Genomic DNA, 16,571 nt, shown 5'->3' on the forward strand with positions numbered 1-16,571 from the left:
TGGAATGGACTGGTTGACCCAGTTTCCACACATGGATGACGAGAGCCTGAGAACCTTGAAAAAGGCGATCGACGAGGGATTTCGCGGCTTCACGCGCGCCTATGGCGACGCGATCGAAGGCTTCTTCGAGCCCTTGCAATTCTTTCTCATCCAGTCGGAGCGCTTCATGACGAAGACGCCCTGGCCAATCATCCTGATCTTGATCGCTTTCATCGCCTGGGTGGCAAGCCGCAACTGGAAGATCGTCGCCGGCTGCATCGGCACGCTGCTTCTGATCGGCTACTTCGACATGTGGGACGACACGATGAAGACGGTCTCGATGATCTTCGTCTGCACCGTGCTGTCGATCGCCGTCGGCATTCCGATCGGCATCGTCATGTCCCGTTCGGATCGGTTTCAGAACATCGTCAATCCGATCCTCGACGTGATGCAGACCATGCCGAGCTTCGTCTATTTGATCCCGGTCGTGATGCTGCTCGGCATCGGCAAGGTGCCGGGGCTGATCGCCGTTGTCATCTACGCGATCCCGCCGATGATTCGCCTGACGAACCTTGGCATTCGCCTCGTCGACAAGGACGTGCTGGAGGCGGCCGATGCCTTCGGTTCGTCGGCGTGGCAGAAGCTCAAGAACGTCCAGATGCCGCTCGCCTTGCCGACGATCATGGCCGGCATCAACCAGACGATCATGATGGCGCTCGCCATGGTGGTCATCGCCTCGATGATCGGTGTTCAGGGCCTCGGCCAGCCGGTGCTGAAGGCGATTGCCAACCAGTACTTCACGCTCGGCATCTTCAACGGCCTTGCGATCGTCGGCATTGCCATCATCTTCGATCGCGTCAGCCAGGCCTACGGTCACCGGCTGCAGAAACACCGTGAAATCATTCACGGCTGAGCTTGTCGTCGAGACAGAAAAAGGCCCCGGAGCGAACACCTCCGGGGCCTTCCCATTTTAACGAGTTTTGCGTTCAGGCCTTGGACGAAAGAATGCCGGTCGAAAGCGCGACGCCGGTAGCGGTGACGACCGCGGCGAGGATCTCGAAGGGGCCGATCTGCTCGCCGAGCAGGACGGCGCCGCCGACCATCGCGAGAACCGGTGTCAGTGCCGTGAAGGCGGCCGCCTGGGTGCCGCCAAGGCTCTTTACGGCAAAGCCGTAGGCTACCATGGCGACGAGGCCGGACAGGATGCCCTGGCTGGTGACCTGCAAGGCGATCTCCTGGACCGGAACGCTGGCAAGGGTGGTTCCAAAGCAGGTGGCAAGTCCGAGATGGATGAGGAACGACCAGATGGCGATCAGGGCGCTTCCCTGCAGCGGGCTGAGGCCGGAGCGGCGGAAGGCATGGGTATAGATCGCCCAGAGGGTCGCCGCAGTCGGCAGCAGCGCATAGCCGCTCCAGCCGGTCGAGGCCGCACTTCCGAGGCTTCGCGTCAGGAGGATGGCGACGCCGGCAAGGATTGCGGCAAAGCCGAGCACGCGCATCCGGTCCGGCCGCTCGCCGAAGACCGTGATGCCGATGAGCGCGGTGGCAAGCGGCATCGAGCCACCGAGGAGAACGCCGACCGAAGAGGCCGGAACGGAGTGGATCGCAAAGGCGGAGACCTGGAAGAACAGGGCGCCCGAACCGGCGACCATCAGGACGAGCAACAGCAGCGGCAGCTTGCGCGGCAGAAGTCCGGTCTTCAGCCAGACCGGGGCAAGAAGGATCGCCGGCACGCCGTAGCGGATCAGCCCGAGGTCGATCGTGCCAAGCGCGGTGCCGGCCGAGTGGCGGGTCGCCAGTATCCAGCCCGCCCAGATGAGGACGGTTACGAAGGCGCCGGCATAGCCGGCGGCGACAGGCGTCGTATTGCCGCGATCGAGAGCGAGCGCAACCATTTGAATTTCCTTCCCGAATTGGATACCTGAGAGGCTTTTGGGTCTGGAAGGAGATTACGCCCTGATAGCGGGGCATGTCCTTGCGATTTGTGCCTGAAATAGACTATCGTCAGCAACAATGTGCCAATAACAACAACTGAAGTTCATAAAAATGCCAAGCCTCGATAAATTCGACCTCGCCATCCTTAGAATCCTTCAGCAGGACGCGCGCGCAACGAACGTCGAGATTGCCGAAAAGGTCAATCTTTCGCCGTCGCCCTGCCTGCGGCGCATCCGCAACCTGGAAAAATCCGGCATCCTGCGCGGCTACAGGGCCGACATCGATCGTAAGGAAGCCGGTCTCGGGCTGACGGTCTTCGTCGAAATCAAGGTTGGGCGCCATAGCCGCGAGAACGCACAGCAGCAGCAGGAGGCGCTGCTCGCCATCCCCGAGGTGGTCTCCTGCTTCCTGATCTCCGGCAATGCCGATTTCCTCGCCGAGGTCGTCGTCGAGGATCTGCCTGCCTATGAGAAACTCTTGACCGAGACGCTGTTGGCCTTGCCCGGCGTCACCGACATCCGGTCCAATTTCGCCATCCGCTCGATCAAGACAGGCGGGCCGCTGAAGTTGCCCGAACCGCGCTGATCGCTGCATTGCTGTGACACTCGGCTTCTGTTGTGCTGGTCGTGATGGAGCGGACGAACGACCGGCGCTCCCGTTAAGTTTCGGTAAGGTTCTGGAATTGGCCGCAATCGCGCTTATTTGATCGCGGTGAGCCGCATTGCCGCGGCAATGGAGCCGACGAGCCGTTCATGAAAATCAAGGCAATCTTCAATCGCGACGGCGGAACGTTCCGCACGACGGACATGGCCGCCTATGGCCAGAAGGTCGAAGACGTCTTCCAGGCCGCAGGCCACCAGATCGAGATTGCAGCGGTTTCCGGAAACGAGATGCAAGAGGCGTTGGAGCGGACCTGCCGTCGCGACGACCTCGACGCCATTCTTGCCGGCGGAGGTGACGGCACGATTTCGGCCGCCGCCGGCGTCGCCTGGAAGAACCGCATGCCGCTCGGCGTCGTTCCCGCCGGAACGATGAATCTTTTTGCCCGCACGCTGAAGCTGCCGCTCGATATCTGGAAAGTGCCGGAAGTGCTGGCGAATGGCGTGATTATCGACGGTGACATCGGCAGCGCCGATGGCCGTGCGTTCGTGCATCAATTCTCCATGGGGCTGCATGCGCGCATGGTGCGCTACCGCGAATCCTACAGCTTTCGCTCAAGAGCGGGAAAGATCGCCGCCAGCACCCGCGCCGCAATCGGAGTGATTCTCAATCCTCCGGATTTCGAGATCGAGTTCGATGTCGATGGTCACAAGGAGAGCCGTCATGTCTCGGCGGTCTCGGTTTCCAACAATCCGTTCGGCCGCGACACGCTGATGTATGCGGACGACGTGACCGCCGGCCATCTCGGCTTTTACACGGCGCCGCCGCTGAGTCCGCCGGGTGTCGCCAAGCTCGCGCTCGATGTAATGCGCGGCAAGTTTCGCGACAGTCCGCTGATTACCGCCATGAGCGGTCATGCCCTCGATCTGCATTTTCCGAAGGTCGAACGAAAGATCAACTGCGTCATCGACGGCGAACTTCTGCCCATGGGCCGCGACGTCGCGCTTCGCATTCACCCTGGCGAGCTCAAGCTGCTCGTCGGCGCGGATCGCGACGGATCGTCGATCCAGAAGTAGCCGAAACTGTAGCGATCCTCGAGCGTGCCGTGGAGATAGGGCAGGGCGAGTTGCTGCGGCTGCAAGTGCGTTTCCGGCACGCCGAAGGATTTGAGGACATCGACGAGTGGCGCCGGTGGCGCTGCATCGGCCTTGCCGTCGTTGGTCCAGACAACGAGAAGCGGCCCGGCCAGCTGACCGATCGCCGGGCTGCTGTTGTTGCCGGGCACGTAGACCTTGGCCCCGTGCAGGCGCGTTCGCAGATTGCCGGCCACCTGCTTGTTGGTGGCCAGAACCATCGCCGGTTCGTGTCCGTGCTGCTGAACGACGGTGTCGACGAGGGTGCTGTAGGGAATGCTCAGTCTCGAAACCTTGCCGAACCAAGGGCGCACGACTGCGCGGGTAGACACCACGACCAGCGTGGTCACGATGACGAAGCCGATAAAGAGGGCGACGGGCCGGACGCTACGTGTGGTGTCAACGCCGGACGCCTCGACCTTGAGGGCCAGATAGAGCGGCAGCAGGACGAGGAAGAGAACCAGCCACTTTTCCCGCATATGGGTGGCGCCGGTGACCAGCATGATGACGAGAACGGCGCCGAGACAGAGGACCAGCATGCGCCCGACGACCCGAGCCCAGAGGCTGTCGGCGCGCCAGATCGCCGGCAGGTCCTTGCGAAACACGAGGGCGAAGACGGCGAGGATGATCGCTGAGCCGCGAAGCGTCGAGGCAAAGAGCGCGACGATCGCCTTCAACGCCTTCGACACGAAACCGGCTTCCTGCCCCGTTCCCATTTCCTTGAAGGTATTGCTCGACGCGGCGCCGATATTTTGCAGGACCCAGGTGCCGTGCGGCAGGGCAATCAGCGCGCAGACTGCGATTGCGACAAGGATGCGCCAGTCGAAGAGCCGGGCGCGAAGTTTCGGTTCGGGCAGGATCGCGACGATCGCCGCGACCGGAACGATCACGAAGTTGTACTTTGAGATGACGCCGATCCCGACGGCGACGCCTGTAAGAGCGTAGGCAAAGAAGGTCGGTCGGCTCATCGTCCGCAGGAATGCGTACAGGAAGAGCGAAACGGCAAATAGCGCGGCGACCGTGTGCGAGAGGTCGCGCTGGGCAAGCAGGAAGATCGGCGGCAGAGCGAGGACGCCCATTGTCGTGATGGCTGCAAGGCGCCGGTCGCCGAGAACCTCGCGGGATGCAAGGCCGAAGAAGAGACAACAGAGGAACAATAGGCCGTTCTTGAGTACGGTCATCGTCGCCACTGACGGGCCGAACAGCGAGGTCAGCCCGTATTGCAGCCAATTGTAGAAAGGCGGTTGCGAGCCGTAGCCGAGCATCAGGAACTGCGAGACATAGGCCTGCTCGGATTCGTCGATCTCCAGCGAAGTCGAAGCGGAAAGCCTCAGTGCGATGCAAAGCAGGAAGTAGCCCGCAATCAGCGCAAGGATCAGGTTTGGCCGGCGGTTGACGGCCTCAAGCATCTGTCTGGTCCCGCACGAAGACCTGCCGGACGATATAGTTCGTCGTGCCGTCGTCGCTGAAATAGGTGCGCGCCATCATTTCCGCGAGAATGCCCGTGGTGATGAGCTGAACCGACGACAGGAACAACATCACGCCGACGATCAGCATCGGGCGGGTTCCGATATCGTTGCCGAGCACGAACTTGTCGAAGCCGAGATAGAGGAGGATCAGGGCGCTGAGCGCCCCCGTCGCAAGGCCGATCGAACCGAAGAAGTGTCCCGGGCGCGCCTTGTAACGCATGAAGAACAGCACCGACAAAAGATCGAGAATCACCCGGAAGGTTCTGGAGATCCCGTACTTGGATTGGCCATGCTGCCGTGCGTGGTGGGTGACCGGCATTTCGCCGATGCGGCTGCTCGGCACGACGCCTGCGACCCAGGCGGGGATGAAGCGATGCATTTCGCCCATCAGCTTCACCTGCTTGATGACGGACGCGCGATAGACCTTCAGGCTGCAGCCATAGTCATGAAGCCGGACGCCGGTGATCTTGCCGATCAGGCGATTGGCGCACCAGGACGGGATTTTTCGAAGGAGCAGGCCATCCTGCCGGTTCTTTCGCCAGCCGACGAGCAGGTCGAGCTGACGCTCCTCGATCGCTGTGACCATCTCGGGAATATCGGCCGGGTCGTTCTGCAGGTCGCCGTCGAGCGTGGCGATCAGGCGGCCGGTGGCGGCATCGATGCCCGCCTGCATCGCGGCCGTCTGTCCGAAGTTCTTTTGCAGTTCAACGATCTTGAGGTCGATGCCGGGATCGGAAAGGGCCTTTCTTGCATTCACAAGCGTTCGATCGGTGCTGCCGTCGTCGACGAGGATCAGTTCCCAAGGGGACGGAAAATTCGCCAGCGCATCGCGGACCCGCGTAATCAGCGGCTGAATGCTGTCTTCTTCGTTGAATACGGGAATGACGACGGATAGCTCTATGGGATGCATGGGAACCGCTCATACATACGGCGCTCACGCTGCCGCAAGAATTGGACTGCTTACATAATCGTTTTCTTGCACAGTTATCGGTGATAACCAACGTTCAATCTTGCCCTTCAACACGGGAAATCGAGGCCTGATGACATCGGATTGCGAGCCTGACCGGCGATCCTGGCTCGTCCGCAACCGGATGACATTGCTGTCGGCGGGCGCCATTGCGGCCTACGCGGCCTTCGTTGAGTGGTTCTGGGGCTGGTCGGCGCTCTTGCGCCAGTGGTCCGAAATCGGCGTTGGTGCCGCATCTGCGGCCCTCTTGCTGCTCATCGCGACCTACTTCATTCGCTGCTATCGCATCTACGATTACTTCCCGAGCGAAACGTCGGGGCGTTTCCTGCCGCTCTTTCGGGTCACCCAGGTCCACAATCTCCTGAACATCATGCTGCCGTTTCGGGCCGGCGAGACCAGCTTTCCTCTCCTGATGCGTTCGGAGTTTTCTGTCCCGCTCGCCAGGGGGACGGCCGCTCTTCTGGTCATGCGCCTGCTCGACCTGCATGCGCTCCTCGTCGTGGCCGTCGTCGGATTGGTCTTCGGCAGAGGGTCGATCGGGCTCTGGCTCGTCTGGTTTGCGGCGCTTGCCTCGCCGCTTCTCTTCTTTCTCTTGAAGGACCACGCAATCGCGCTGGCGCGCAGGCTCCTGCCGGCAAAGTTCGAGCCGGTCGTCGAGGAATTGGAGGCGGGCCTGCCGGGCACCGTGGCTGCGTTCCTGCGCGCCTGGGGCATGACCATCCTCAACTGGGCCGTCAAGGTAATCGTGCTCGCCTGGGTGCTGGCGTTCATGGGAGTTGCGCCGCTTGCGGCCTGTTTTGGCGGCGCGCTCGGAGGCGAGCTTTCTTCGGTGCTGCCGATGCATGCGCCGGCTGGCGTCGGCACCTATCCGGCAGCGATTGCGGCCGGTGCCGTTTCCTTCGGCGCCCCCGCCGGCCGGGCGGGCCTCGAACTGCTGGCGACGGCCGGCGTCAACGCGCATCTCCTGATCATCGTGTCCGCAGTCGCGGGCACGCTGTTGTCGATGGTTTTGGGGAAACGTCGCTAGAGCGCCGTGCCGTGGGGCAATGTCCTAGCGACGTTTTGACCTCTACTGGAACGAGGTCTCGTAGAAGCTTCTGAGCTTGCGCGAATGCAGCTTTTCCGGCGGCATCGCCGCGAGCTTCTGCAGCGCCAGGATGCCGATCTTCAGATGCTGGCTGACCTGCGTCTTGTAGAAGGCCGTTGCCATGCCCGGCAGCTTCAGTTCGCCATGCAGCGGCTTGTCGGAGACGCACAACAGCGTTCCATAGGGCACGCGGAAACGGAAGCCGTTGGCGGCGATCGTTGCCGATTCCATGTCGAGCGCGATGGCGCGCGCCTGCGACAGGCGCTTGACCGGGCCGCGCTGGTCGCGAAGCTCCCAGTTGCGGTTGTCGATGGTGGCGACGGTCCCGGTGCGCATGATCTGCTTGAGATCGTAGTCCCGATAACCGGTCACTTCGGCCACGGCATCCTGCAGCGCCACCTGCACTTCGGCGAGCGCCGGCAGCGGGATCCAGACCGGCAGGTCGTCGTCGAGCACGTGATCCTCGCGCATATAGGCATGGGCAAGCACGTAGTCGCCGAGCCGCTGGCTGTTGCGCAAGCCGGCGCAGTGGCCGAGCATCAGCCAGACGTGCGGGCGCAACACGGCGATATGGTCGGTGATCGTCTTGGCGTTGGACGGGCCGACACCGATGTTGACCATGGTGATGCCGCCGTGGCCCTTCTTCTTCAGGTGATAGGCCGGCATCTGCGGCAACCGCGGAAGGGTAAAGTCCGTCTCCGGCTTGTCGGCCCCGGCGGGCGTAATGATGTTTCCGGGCTCGACGAAGGCTGTGTAGCCGTTGCCGCCTTCCGCCATCTGCTGGCGGGCCCAAGCGCAGAATTCGTCTATATAGAACTGGTAGTTGGTGAAGAGCACGAAGTTCTGGAAATGATTGGCGCTCGTCGCCGTGTAGTGGCTGAGGCGCGCCAGCGAATAGTCGATGCGCTGCGCCGTGAACGGGGCAAGCGGCGACGGTTCGCCCGGACCTGGTTCGTAGGAACCGTTGGCGATCTCATCGTCCGTGGTCGTCAGATCAGGCGCGTCGAACAGGTCGCGCAAGGGGATGTCGATGGCATTGGCGGCCGATGCCTCGACATAGGCGCTTTCGCCGAAGGCGAAATGCAAGGGGATCGGGGTGGCCGATTCCGAGACCGTGATGCCGAGACCGTGGTTGCGCGTCAACAACCCGAGCTGTTCCTTCAGATAGTGCCGGAAGAGTTTTGGCCGCGTGATCGTCGTCGTATAGACGCCGGGCGCGCTGACATAACCATAGGAAAGACGGGAATCGACATGGCCGAAGCTGCTCGTCTCGATGCTGACCTGCGGGTAGCAGGCGCGATAACGGGTCAACGGCTTGCCGCCCTTGCCCAGCCCCTCGAACGCCTCGCAGAGGAACCGGGTATTGCGCTCGTAAAGCGCCTCGAGGCAATCGACTGCGGCCGCAGGATCATCGAAATACTGCGGCTCGAAAGGCTCGGGCGTTGCTGTGGAAAGGACGGAGTGTGAAGAGATTCGCTTGTTCATGTCGCATTATAGGCTGCGGCTTCTGACAAGCAAACGACAAGATGGCGGCACGCACAACCGCGGGGCGATTTGAGGCCCGTTGCTCAACGCGGGCCGGCGAGGATGATCGCACTGCCGATCAGCGCAACCGTCATGCCGGCAAGATCCCAGCGGTCCGGTCTGACGCCTTCCGCCAGCCAGAGCCAGATGAGCGATGCGGCGATATACACGCCGCCATAGGCCGCATAGGCGCGGCCGGCCGCGGGGCTGTCGATCAAGGTCAGCAGCCAGGCAAAGAGCGCCAGCGAGACGATTCCGGGAACAAGCCAGAGCGCAGACTTGTCGAGCTTCAGCCAGGCCCAGAAGGCAAAGCAGCCGGCAATTTCTGCAAGGGCGGCGAGGGCATAGATGAGATAGGCGGGCATCGGTTCGGGTCTGGTGGCCTTGGCTGAGACGAATCCTCTGGAAAACCAAGGATAGGAAAGCGGCTCGCCGATGCGCAAGCCGGTTAAAACAAAAGGGCGCAATGTGCGCCCCTTTCAGCTCGTAGTTCCGATCCGCAACGATCCGTCAGGTCATGGCCTGGCGCTGCAGGGTGACGAAGAGGACAAGGCCCGCGCCCTGCTTGCCGATGCCCGTGCCGCTGGCCTTGGAGTAGGCGAGCGCCCCGACCGGCGCCATCAGCAGGCTGGCGAGCGCCAGGACGCGCAGCGACAGAAAGGCTGAAGTCGAAAGTGCTGCCAGCATGTTCGTCTCTCCATCAGACCACGAAGTGATCGGCTTCAGTTGAGGCTCTGGAACTTAGCCTGCCTGGCTGCGTTAGAGCTTGGCCTGGCAGTACTGTGCCGTGTGGGCGGTGCAATCGGTCAGCGAACCGAGATAGGTGTTGCTGCGGCGACGTTCGGTGTCAGCGCTGACTGCAGCTGCAAGAGTGACAGCGAAAACGACCATCAGAAGGCTGATGATGGTGAGGCGCCGAGCGAGGATATCCATGGTTCTGTCCGTTGTTTGGAGGCAGGTTCAAATCGATTGAGTGTGTTTTCGCATACCCAAACTGAATTGATGCTGAGATGTCCGTTCATCTGGCGTTCATCTTCGGTTGTACGCCCACGGAGCCGAGAGCCGGCCGACCCCGGTGGCACTGTCCGTCGAAACGGAAGGCGTATGCTCGGGCCATTTCAAAAGGCCGGTTGAGGGCGCCGGCGAAAGGCCGCTCGGCAGATCCTTCGCGCCCATAAAAAAGGGCAGCCATCGGCTGCCCTTTCATCGTCGTAATCGTAGCGGCGATTTCTGCCGCGCCGGCTCTGTTAGAGACGGGTCCATGTCTGCGACTTGCACAGCACCTTCAGCACGCAGCCCTTCATCTTCAGCGAATTGCCGTTGACAGCGCCCGAGCCGCTATAGGTCTTGTCGGTGTCCGGATCGGTAATCTCGCCCGAGTAGCTGCCATCGGTGCCCGAAAGGTTGCCGATGCGCTTGCCGGCATGCTTGCCGGTCTTCAGCGTGATGCAAAAGGCGCCGCCGCAGGGGGCGATTTCCGCCGTGGCGCCGCTCGCCGTCTTCCAGTTGCCTAGGATCGGTTCCGCCGCCGCGGCGGTTCCGGCAATGCCGAGAGCCAGCGTCGCGGTGATGAGCAATGTACGTAGCATTCGTGTCCTCCAGATTGAGGCTGCCGGCGTGGTCCGCTCCGCCGGCAGCTCAAGATGTCCTCGTATGAAAAGGCAGTCTCCTCACCGCCGCGGGCAAGATAGCTTACGCGCACGTAAAGGTAAACCAGCCGAATCGCGGCCTTTGCCGCTTTTTCCTGGGCGGTTTTGAGCGCTTCTTGCGCAAGGAATTGCGCGGACTTTGCTGGCGCCGATCTTTTCGTGGTTAGCGTTTGGTTGAAATCGTCGATTGAATTTTTCGTAAATTTTGAGGCGAATGCGCCGGATTTCAAGCCTTCCGATGTTTAACAAAAACTCAAGTTTACCAAGCGTTTGAACTTTGTTTGTCGCAAATTAAGCATGCATTTTAAGCGCCCATTGAAGCCCGTCAGGCATAGTGAAGCCATAAGACGAGCGGAACGAAACGCTCCGAAAAACCACCGAGGACGACACCGCAAAAAAGACGGCGCGCTTCGGAAAGGCCCGCAAAGAGGCAAGGTCGAACAGGGACCAAAACAAGTGCTGATCTGGAGCATGGTCCGCCCCAAACGGGCGGGCTGCTTCGGAAAAACCAACCAGGCAAGACAGGGACACGACAATGGCACGCTTTGATATGCAGATTGCTTCGGATGCCGCGATGGGTGGTGACAACCAGGCGGAAGTCTTTTGCGACATGGGTCTGGCCTACGCGACCGGCCACGGTCGCCCGGTCGATCTCGTCGCCGCCCACAAGTGGCTGAACATCGCGGCGATCAAGGGTTGCGACCGCGCCGTCGATCTGCGCGCCGACCTGGCGATGACGATGAGTAAGCCGGACCTCGCAGCGGCGCTGCGCGCAGCTCGCGAATGGATGACGGTTCACTGATCGGACGGGCGGCGCCCGACGGCGCCGCAAGCTGGGCCTTGAGAAAAGGGGTCAGGCGAGTTTCTTCAGGACCGCGGGCATAGCCGCTTCGAGCAGGGCCATCTCCGTCTCCGGTCCGGTGCTGATCCGGATGCAGCGATTGAGCGGCGCCACCCCCGGCATTCTTATGAAGATGCCGTGGTCGCTCATCAAGGTATCGACGATCGCGCGGGCATAGACCGCGTCCCGGCCACAATCGACGGCCACGAAGTTGGTGGCTGAGACGAGCGGGGCAAGGCCATTTTGCGTGGCGATAGCAGCAATTCGCTGCCGCGACGCCGCAATCTTGGCCGTCACTTCCTTCAGATACACCTCGTCCGCAAGCGCTGCGATTGCCGCGGCGACGCCGATCCGGTTCATGCCGAAATGGTTGCGGATCTTGTCGAAAGCCTGGGCCGTGCCCGGCGTGGTGACCACATAGCCGACACGCGAACCCGCAAGCCCGTAGGCCTTCGAGAACGTGCGCGTGCGCACCACGTTCGGCATGTCGATCAGGGCGTCGATCGGTGGTAGCGCTTCGGCCGGTGCGGTTTCACAGTAGGCTTCATCCAGAATGAACAGCGTCGTTTCGGGCAGGCCCCTCGCGAACTCGACAATGCGTTCGGCCGACCACCAGCTTCCCATCGGATTGTCGGGATTGGCGAAATAGACGAGCGGCGCATTTTCCTGCTTCACGGCTGCCAGTAACCCATCGAGGTCTTCCCGGTCCCCCGCATAGGGCACTGTGACGAGCCGGCCGCCATGGCCGACGACGTGGTAATTGAAGGTGGGGTAAGCCCCGAGCGAGGTGACGACCGGCATGCCCGGCTCGATCACCATGCGGACGATCTGGCCGAGCAAGCCGTCGATGCCTTCGCCGATCGCGAGATTGGCCGGGTTGGTTCCGAGATGGGCTGCAAGCGCTTGTTTCAGATCGTGATTTTCCGGGTCAGCATATTTCCAGGTTCCGCTGGCTGCCTCTCTCATCGCTGAAAGCACGCTCTCCGCCGGACCGAAGCCGCTTTCATTGGCGCCGATGCGCGCCGCGATCGCGCGCCCGCGCTGGCGTTCGATCGCCTCCGGCCCGACAAAGGGGATGGTGGACGGTAGGGATTGGATGAGCGGCGTGAAGCGAGAGAATGCGGACATGCTGAAGATAAGGCCCCGTTCGGATGACGTACGGGGGAACTTATCGCATGCTTTGGCAATTCGGAATCGTTCCCGAAAGAAAAGCTGCGGGAATCTGCCGCCTTTCGTTTTGTGGCTGGCCTATCGCCGCGGCTTTGCGTTTTTGACTTGCCCGGTGAAGAACTCCTGCCGGATGATTTCGCGCAGCAAGGTCTGCTCGATCGGCTTGATGAACTGGACGCCGATGCGCTCGCCGTTGCGATAGACCTCTGCACAGCCGATCCGAAGCGAAGTGCCGACGATGTGCAGATAATAATGTTGCGGCAGACCGATATTGGTGTCGACGGCAAAGCTCGCGCCGCCGCGCGATATGTCGATCATCCGGCAGGACCGGACCGAGACGCTTCCGAGCCCCGGCTGCACGGCGGTCAGCGTGCCCGCATGGCCGATGTTGAAACGCTCGTAGCGCCGCTCGTAAAATGGCGAGGGGACGCAGGAATACATGGTCTGGTTCTGCATGCGTCTTTCTCCGCCAGTGCCGGGTCGCACGGCACGATCAACCTTTGACCGCATTCGTGGACCCCGGACAATTCATTTGTCCCACATCATATCGGTGGACGATTTCTACCGATGCTAGAATCAGTCTTGCAGAAGAAACTTGCAATCCCCTGAAATCGATCACTAAAAATCTAATGTCGGGGCTCGAAATCTAATGTCGGGGCTCGCTTGATTTGAGGAGATCAAAGTCCGCCGCTGGAAAACTGCATGCGGATCAGGCGTCTCAGGAAATCTGCCGAAAGCAGCATGTTGAAACGCACCCCGAGTTCCGCGCTCTCACGGTAAACCTCAGAGCAACCGATTTCTTCCTTGAAGCCCTCGATCTCGAGGAAGAAGTGCTTCGGCAGCGGGATCGTCGCATTGAAGTCGAGCATCGCGCCGGCAATAGAGATATGGCGCAGCAGGCACCGATACTTTGTCTTGGCTTTCAGGTGCTGCCCAATGACGAGGATCCTGCACGGCCGCTCGATGAAATAATGCTGGTGGGTCGTGGCGAGCTGGCCTGGCTTTACCTCGGCGACATGCATTTTCATCGACATGGCAAGCTCCGTATCAGCGCAGCCCTCGGCGGATCTGTGGTGTTCTTGGCGGACTCGCCGCGCCCCCCGTGATTGAGCTAAGCACGCCGCCTTGCTTAAACCTTGTGCCATCGGCAGGCGTCGTCGCTAAATTTGGCATGCGCGCACATTGAAAGCCCCAACCTCATACGTAATACTTTCATTAGACATGACCGGGGCGCCGACGGCCGCCTCCGAGGGTAATCGGGCGAGGCATCGTCTGTCGTTCACGCTGGGCAAGGCGGAAGACGATGATGGGTGCTGGAGGGAATAACATGGCCTTGGGGCTTGCGCGGCGGTGGCTGCCGCTTTCGATCGTCTGTGTGGCGCTGCTTGTGTCGATGCCATCAGGGGCATGGGCGGCAAAACGCGTCGCGCTGCTGATCGGCAATGAGAAATATGAAGCGACGTCGCCGCTCAACAACCCCGCCAACGACGTCGAACTGATGAAGGCTTCGTTCGAGGATGCCGGGTTCGATTCGGTGACGACGGTGCACGACGTCGGTCGCCAGGAGATGGTCAAGGCGCTGCGCGACTTCGAGGATCTCGCGACCGGTGCCGAAGTTGCGATCGTCTATTACTCAGGCCATGGCATGGAGATGAATGGCGAGAACTTCCTGCTTCCCGTCGACGCGCAACTGAAGACTGACAAGGATATCGAGGACGAGGCGATCGGCCTCGATCGAGTTCAGCGTTCGCTCGAAGGCGCGACCAAGCTCAAGCTGGTGATTCTCGACGCCTGTCGCAACAATCCTTTCGAGCAGAGCATGACGCGTTCGATCTCGACCAGGGCCGTTTCGCGCGGACTGGCGCGCGTCGAGCCCGAATCGGCCGATCTGCTCGTCGCCTTCGCCTCGAAGGCCGGCACGGTCGCGCTCGACGGGGAGGGCAAGAACAGCCCCTTCGCCACGGCACTCGCCAAGTATCTGACGGAACCGGGCGTCGATGTCCGCATCGCGCTTGGAAAGGTTCGCGACGAGGTGGTGTCGGTAACCAATCGCGGCCAGGAGCCTTTCGTCTACGGCTCGCTCGGCGGCGCCCAGATCTTTCTCAACATCAAAGAGGTGAACATCACCGTCACCAATAATGGCGGACAGTTGTCGCCCAACAGCCAATCCGAGGCGGCTGCCGACTGGCAGAACATCCGCGATCTCGCGGACAAGGACCTGTTGACCGCCTTCCTGGCCAAGCATGGTTCGGACCCGGTCTATAAGATGCTCGCGGAAAAGAAGCTGAAGCTCTTGAGCGAAGCCGAGCAGACATCGAGCGTGACGCCGGACGAGATTGCCTGGGACGCCTTGAAGCAGTCGACCGATGCGGCGGCGCTGACGCGCTTCATCGAGCGCTACCCTGACAGCAAGCACAAGGCGGAGGCCGAGCAGCAGATTGCAGCCCTCGAGCCGCAGAAGGGCCTCAACGTCTCGCCGACCGGCAAGGACACCCAGGCTTCGCGCGATTGCTATCTGCTTGCCGGCGAGCCGCAGTCGATGCCCGGTTTCCTCGGGGTCAATTTCCTGAAGCTCGACGCCGAAAGGGCGCTCACCGCCTGTGCCCAGGCCGTCAACGAAAACCCTGACGATATGATGCTCGTCAATATGTTGGGGCGCGCGCAGGACGCCGGGCGGAATTATGTCGAAGCGCGGCGCAACTACCGAAAGGCGGCCGACGGCGGTAACATGTATGCGTTGACCAATCTCGCCTGGTTCTCGGTCTACGGGACCGATGGGCCGGTGGACGTCGACGAGGGCAAGCGCATGTTCGACCAGGCGGCCCGCGCCGGCAATGCCTATGGGCAGGCCTCGCTCGGCTGGCTCTATCGCGAGGGCTATGACGGCATCGCGCAGGACTATGCGGAAGCCGCCCGGTGGTATGAACTGGCGGCCAATCAGGGCTATGCCAATGCCATGGCGACGATGGGCTGGTTCTATCGCGAAGGCCTTGGCCTGCCGAAAGACCTCCAACAATCGCTCGCCTGGTATAAGAAGGCCGCCGAAAGCGGCGACGCCAACGCGATGTCGTCGCTCGGTTGGGCCTATCAGAACGGACTGGGGACTGAGCAGAGCTACCCGGAAGCCAAGATCTGGTACGAGAAGGCGGCCAACGTGGGTGATTCCTATTCCATGGCGCTGCTCGGCTGGTTCTACGATATCGGCAATGGTGTCGCGCAGGACTATGTGCAGGCGCGCACCTGGTATGAGATGGCGGCCAACGCCGGCAGCGCCTATGCGATGGGCAACCTCAGTCGCCTCTATGATTACGGCCTCGGCACCAAGGCGGACGCGAAGGAGGCGGTTCGCTGGGCTGCAGCCAGCGTCGAGGGCGGCGATCCGGCGAAACTCGATGAACTGAAGAGCCAGCCCAACAATTTCACGCCCGCATTCCGCAAGGAAATGCAGAACCTGCTGAAGGACCGCGGGTATTATGGTGGTCCGGTCGACGGCGAGTTCGGCGCGGCGACCCAACAGGCGATCGAGCGCCTCGCGCGCAAATCGTAAGCAGCAGGCGATGCGCCGATGTGGAATCACATGGCTGCGTACGCTGATCTTGCCTGCGGAGATGAGGGCGAACACGACGCGGCACGACGGGGGTTGCCGATCGGCCCACATGAAAATGCGAGGATTTCCCGGAAACCGACAAAAAAATCTTGCATTGGCCGCTGAGTGACACTAGTCAGGCGCTAACGGAGAGGTGGCCGAGTGGTCGAAGGCGCTCCCCTGCTAAGGGAGTATACCGGAAACGGTATCGAGGGTTCGAATCCCTTCTTCTCCGCCATTGTCCCAAATAGCCCCATGTCCTTTGCGCCCCGCCCTTCGAGCGAGCATTTGGTTTCGGCTATCTCTCGACTGAATTTCATTTATTGTGGTTCGTGAGCCGTTGCGGCAGTCGTCGCCAGGGGCGCCCGTGCATTCTTGGTGCTGCGCGGTGCTGATCTTTGCATCGTTCAGAATCACCTGGTCGGGGCGTTTGCCGAATCTCTGCGTTGATTCTGCTGATTCCTCAGGCCGCCATCCTTTCTCCACCAAGCGCTTTCTTGGAGCGAATGCTGTTTTAGGCATTCACTGGACATCTGAAACGGGGTTCGCGTCCAGCTTTTCCCCTGTTTTGGGCGGGTTTCTGCCTCTTTCTGAAACAGGCGACCCCCACCTTCCTTATGCTAACCCCCCG

17 protein-coding genes and 1 tRNA gene are annotated in these 16,571 nt (G+C 61.3%); 7 read left to right on the forward strand and 11 right to left on the reverse strand.

Annotated features, from left to right (window positions below):
- Positions 1-4: 4 nt before the first annotated feature.
- A complete protein-coding gene (locus tag FA04_RS03860; RefSeq protein ID WP_034804219.1) occupies positions 5-892 on the forward strand; it encodes an ABC transporter permease in 888 nt (295 codons plus the stop codon).
- A 73-nt stretch (positions 893-965) separates the two neighbouring features.
- Here the strand turns inward: FA04_RS03860 and FA04_RS03865 are convergent, their stop codons facing one another.
- Complete coding sequence (locus tag FA04_RS03865) at positions 966-1,874, reverse strand: DMT family transporter (protein WP_034804216.1); 909 nt, start codon at positions 1,872-1,874, stop codon at positions 966-968.
- A gap of 151 nt (positions 1,875-2,025) precedes the next feature.
- Here FA04_RS03865 and FA04_RS03870 point away from each other — a divergent pair, with 151 nt between their 5' ends.
- Positions 2,026-2,499, forward strand: a complete 474-nt coding sequence (locus FA04_RS03870) for an Lrp/AsnC family transcriptional regulator (RefSeq protein WP_034804213.1) — start codon at positions 2,026-2,028, stop codon at positions 2,497-2,499.
- Between the two features lie 167 nt (positions 2,500-2,666).
- On the forward strand, positions 2,667-3,590 hold the full coding sequence (locus FA04_RS03875; RefSeq protein ID WP_034804210.1) for a diacylglycerol/lipid kinase family protein: 924 nt from the start codon (positions 2,667-2,669) through the stop codon (positions 3,588-3,590).
- Here the strand turns inward: FA04_RS03875 and FA04_RS03880 are convergent.
- Both FA04_RS03880 and FA04_RS03885 read right to left on the reverse strand, forming a co-directional pair.
- Positions 3,527-5,056 (reverse strand): ArnT family glycosyltransferase, encoded by a 1,530-nt coding sequence (locus FA04_RS03880; RefSeq protein ID WP_051659670.1) that lies wholly within the window; start codon positions 5,054-5,056, stop codon positions 3,527-3,529. The two genes, FA04_RS03875 and FA04_RS03880, sit on opposite strands and share 64 nt — an antisense overlap.
- Positions 5,049-6,026 (reverse strand): glycosyltransferase family 2 protein, encoded by a 978-nt coding sequence (locus tag FA04_RS03885; RefSeq protein ID WP_034804195.1) that lies wholly within the window; start codon positions 6,024-6,026, stop codon positions 5,049-5,051. The genes FA04_RS03880 and FA04_RS03885 overlap by 8 nt, the downstream gene beginning before the upstream one ends.
- A gap of 130 nt (positions 6,027-6,156) precedes the next feature.
- On the opposite strand from FA04_RS03885, the gene FA04_RS03890 reads away from it, so the two are divergent.
- Entirely contained in the window at positions 6,157-7,110 is a 954-nt protein-coding gene (locus tag FA04_RS03890) for a lysylphosphatidylglycerol synthase domain-containing protein (protein ID WP_034804192.1), read from the forward strand.
- A gap of 42 nt (positions 7,111-7,152) precedes the next feature.
- On the opposite strand, the gene FA04_RS03895 is transcribed toward FA04_RS03890, so the two are convergent.
- The 5 genes from FA04_RS03895 to FA04_RS03905 form a co-directional block, all read right to left on the reverse strand.
- Positions 7,153-8,655: an AMP nucleosidase gene (locus FA04_RS03895; RefSeq protein ID WP_034804189.1), complete on the reverse strand. Its 1,503-nt coding sequence runs from the start codon at positions 8,653-8,655 to the stop codon at positions 7,153-7,155.
- A gap of 83 nt (positions 8,656-8,738) precedes the next feature.
- Positions 8,739-9,059, reverse strand: a complete 321-nt coding sequence (locus FA04_RS03900; protein ID WP_034804329.1) for a YnfA family protein — start codon at positions 9,057-9,059, stop codon at positions 8,739-8,741.
- A gap of 145 nt (positions 9,060-9,204) precedes the next feature.
- Positions 9,205-9,381, reverse strand: a complete 177-nt coding sequence (locus FA04_RS35010; RefSeq protein WP_162251053.1) for a hypothetical protein — start codon at positions 9,379-9,381, stop codon at positions 9,205-9,207.
- 72 nt (positions 9,382-9,453) lie between these two features.
- A complete protein-coding gene (locus tag FA04_RS35015; RefSeq protein WP_034804185.1) occupies positions 9,454-9,627 on the reverse strand; it encodes a hypothetical protein in 174 nt (57 codons plus the stop codon).
- A gap of 314 nt (positions 9,628-9,941) precedes the next feature.
- Complete coding sequence (locus tag FA04_RS03905) at positions 9,942-10,283, reverse strand: DUF2147 domain-containing protein (protein ID WP_034804181.1); 342 nt, start codon at positions 10,281-10,283, stop codon at positions 9,942-9,944.
- A gap of 595 nt (positions 10,284-10,878) precedes the next feature.
- Here FA04_RS03905 and FA04_RS03910 point away from each other — a divergent pair.
- Positions 10,879-11,145 (forward strand): sel1 repeat family protein, encoded by a 267-nt coding sequence (locus tag FA04_RS03910; RefSeq protein WP_034804178.1) that lies wholly within the window; start codon positions 10,879-10,881, stop codon positions 11,143-11,145.
- A gap of 51 nt (positions 11,146-11,196) precedes the next feature.
- On the opposite strand, the gene FA04_RS03915 is transcribed toward FA04_RS03910, so the two are convergent.
- The 3 genes from FA04_RS03915 to FA04_RS03925 all read right to left on the reverse strand — a co-directional run bounded on the left by FA04_RS03915 (position 11,197) and on the right by FA04_RS03925 (position 13,388).
- A complete protein-coding gene (locus FA04_RS03915; protein ID WP_034804174.1) occupies positions 11,197-12,312 on the reverse strand; it encodes a pyridoxal phosphate-dependent aminotransferase in 1,116 nt (371 codons plus the stop codon).
- A gap of 120 nt (positions 12,313-12,432) precedes the next feature.
- A complete protein-coding gene (locus FA04_RS03920; RefSeq protein ID WP_034804171.1) occupies positions 12,433-12,810 on the reverse strand; it encodes a PilZ domain-containing protein in 378 nt (125 codons plus the stop codon).
- Between the two features lie 221 nt (positions 12,811-13,031).
- A complete protein-coding gene (locus FA04_RS03925) occupies positions 13,032-13,388 on the reverse strand; it encodes a hypothetical protein (RefSeq protein WP_034804168.1) in 357 nt (118 codons plus the stop codon).
- 293 nt (positions 13,389-13,681) lie between these two features.
- Here FA04_RS03925 and FA04_RS03930 point away from each other — a divergent pair, with 293 nt between their 5' ends.
- The gene (locus FA04_RS03930) at positions 13,682-15,901 is read left to right on the forward strand and encodes a caspase family protein (protein ID WP_051659669.1); all 2,220 of its coding nucleotides are present in this window, start codon (positions 13,682-13,684) and stop codon (positions 15,899-15,901) included.
- A gap of 187 nt (positions 15,902-16,088) precedes the next feature.
- Positions 16,089-16,178: transfer RNA gene (locus FA04_RS03935), tRNA-Ser, on the forward strand.
- Positions 16,179-16,571 lie beyond the last annotated feature (393 nt).

This window comes from Ensifer adhaerens, assembly GCF_000697965.2.
Classification (GTDB): domain Bacteria; phylum Pseudomonadota; class Alphaproteobacteria; order Rhizobiales; family Rhizobiaceae; genus Ensifer; species Ensifer adhaerens.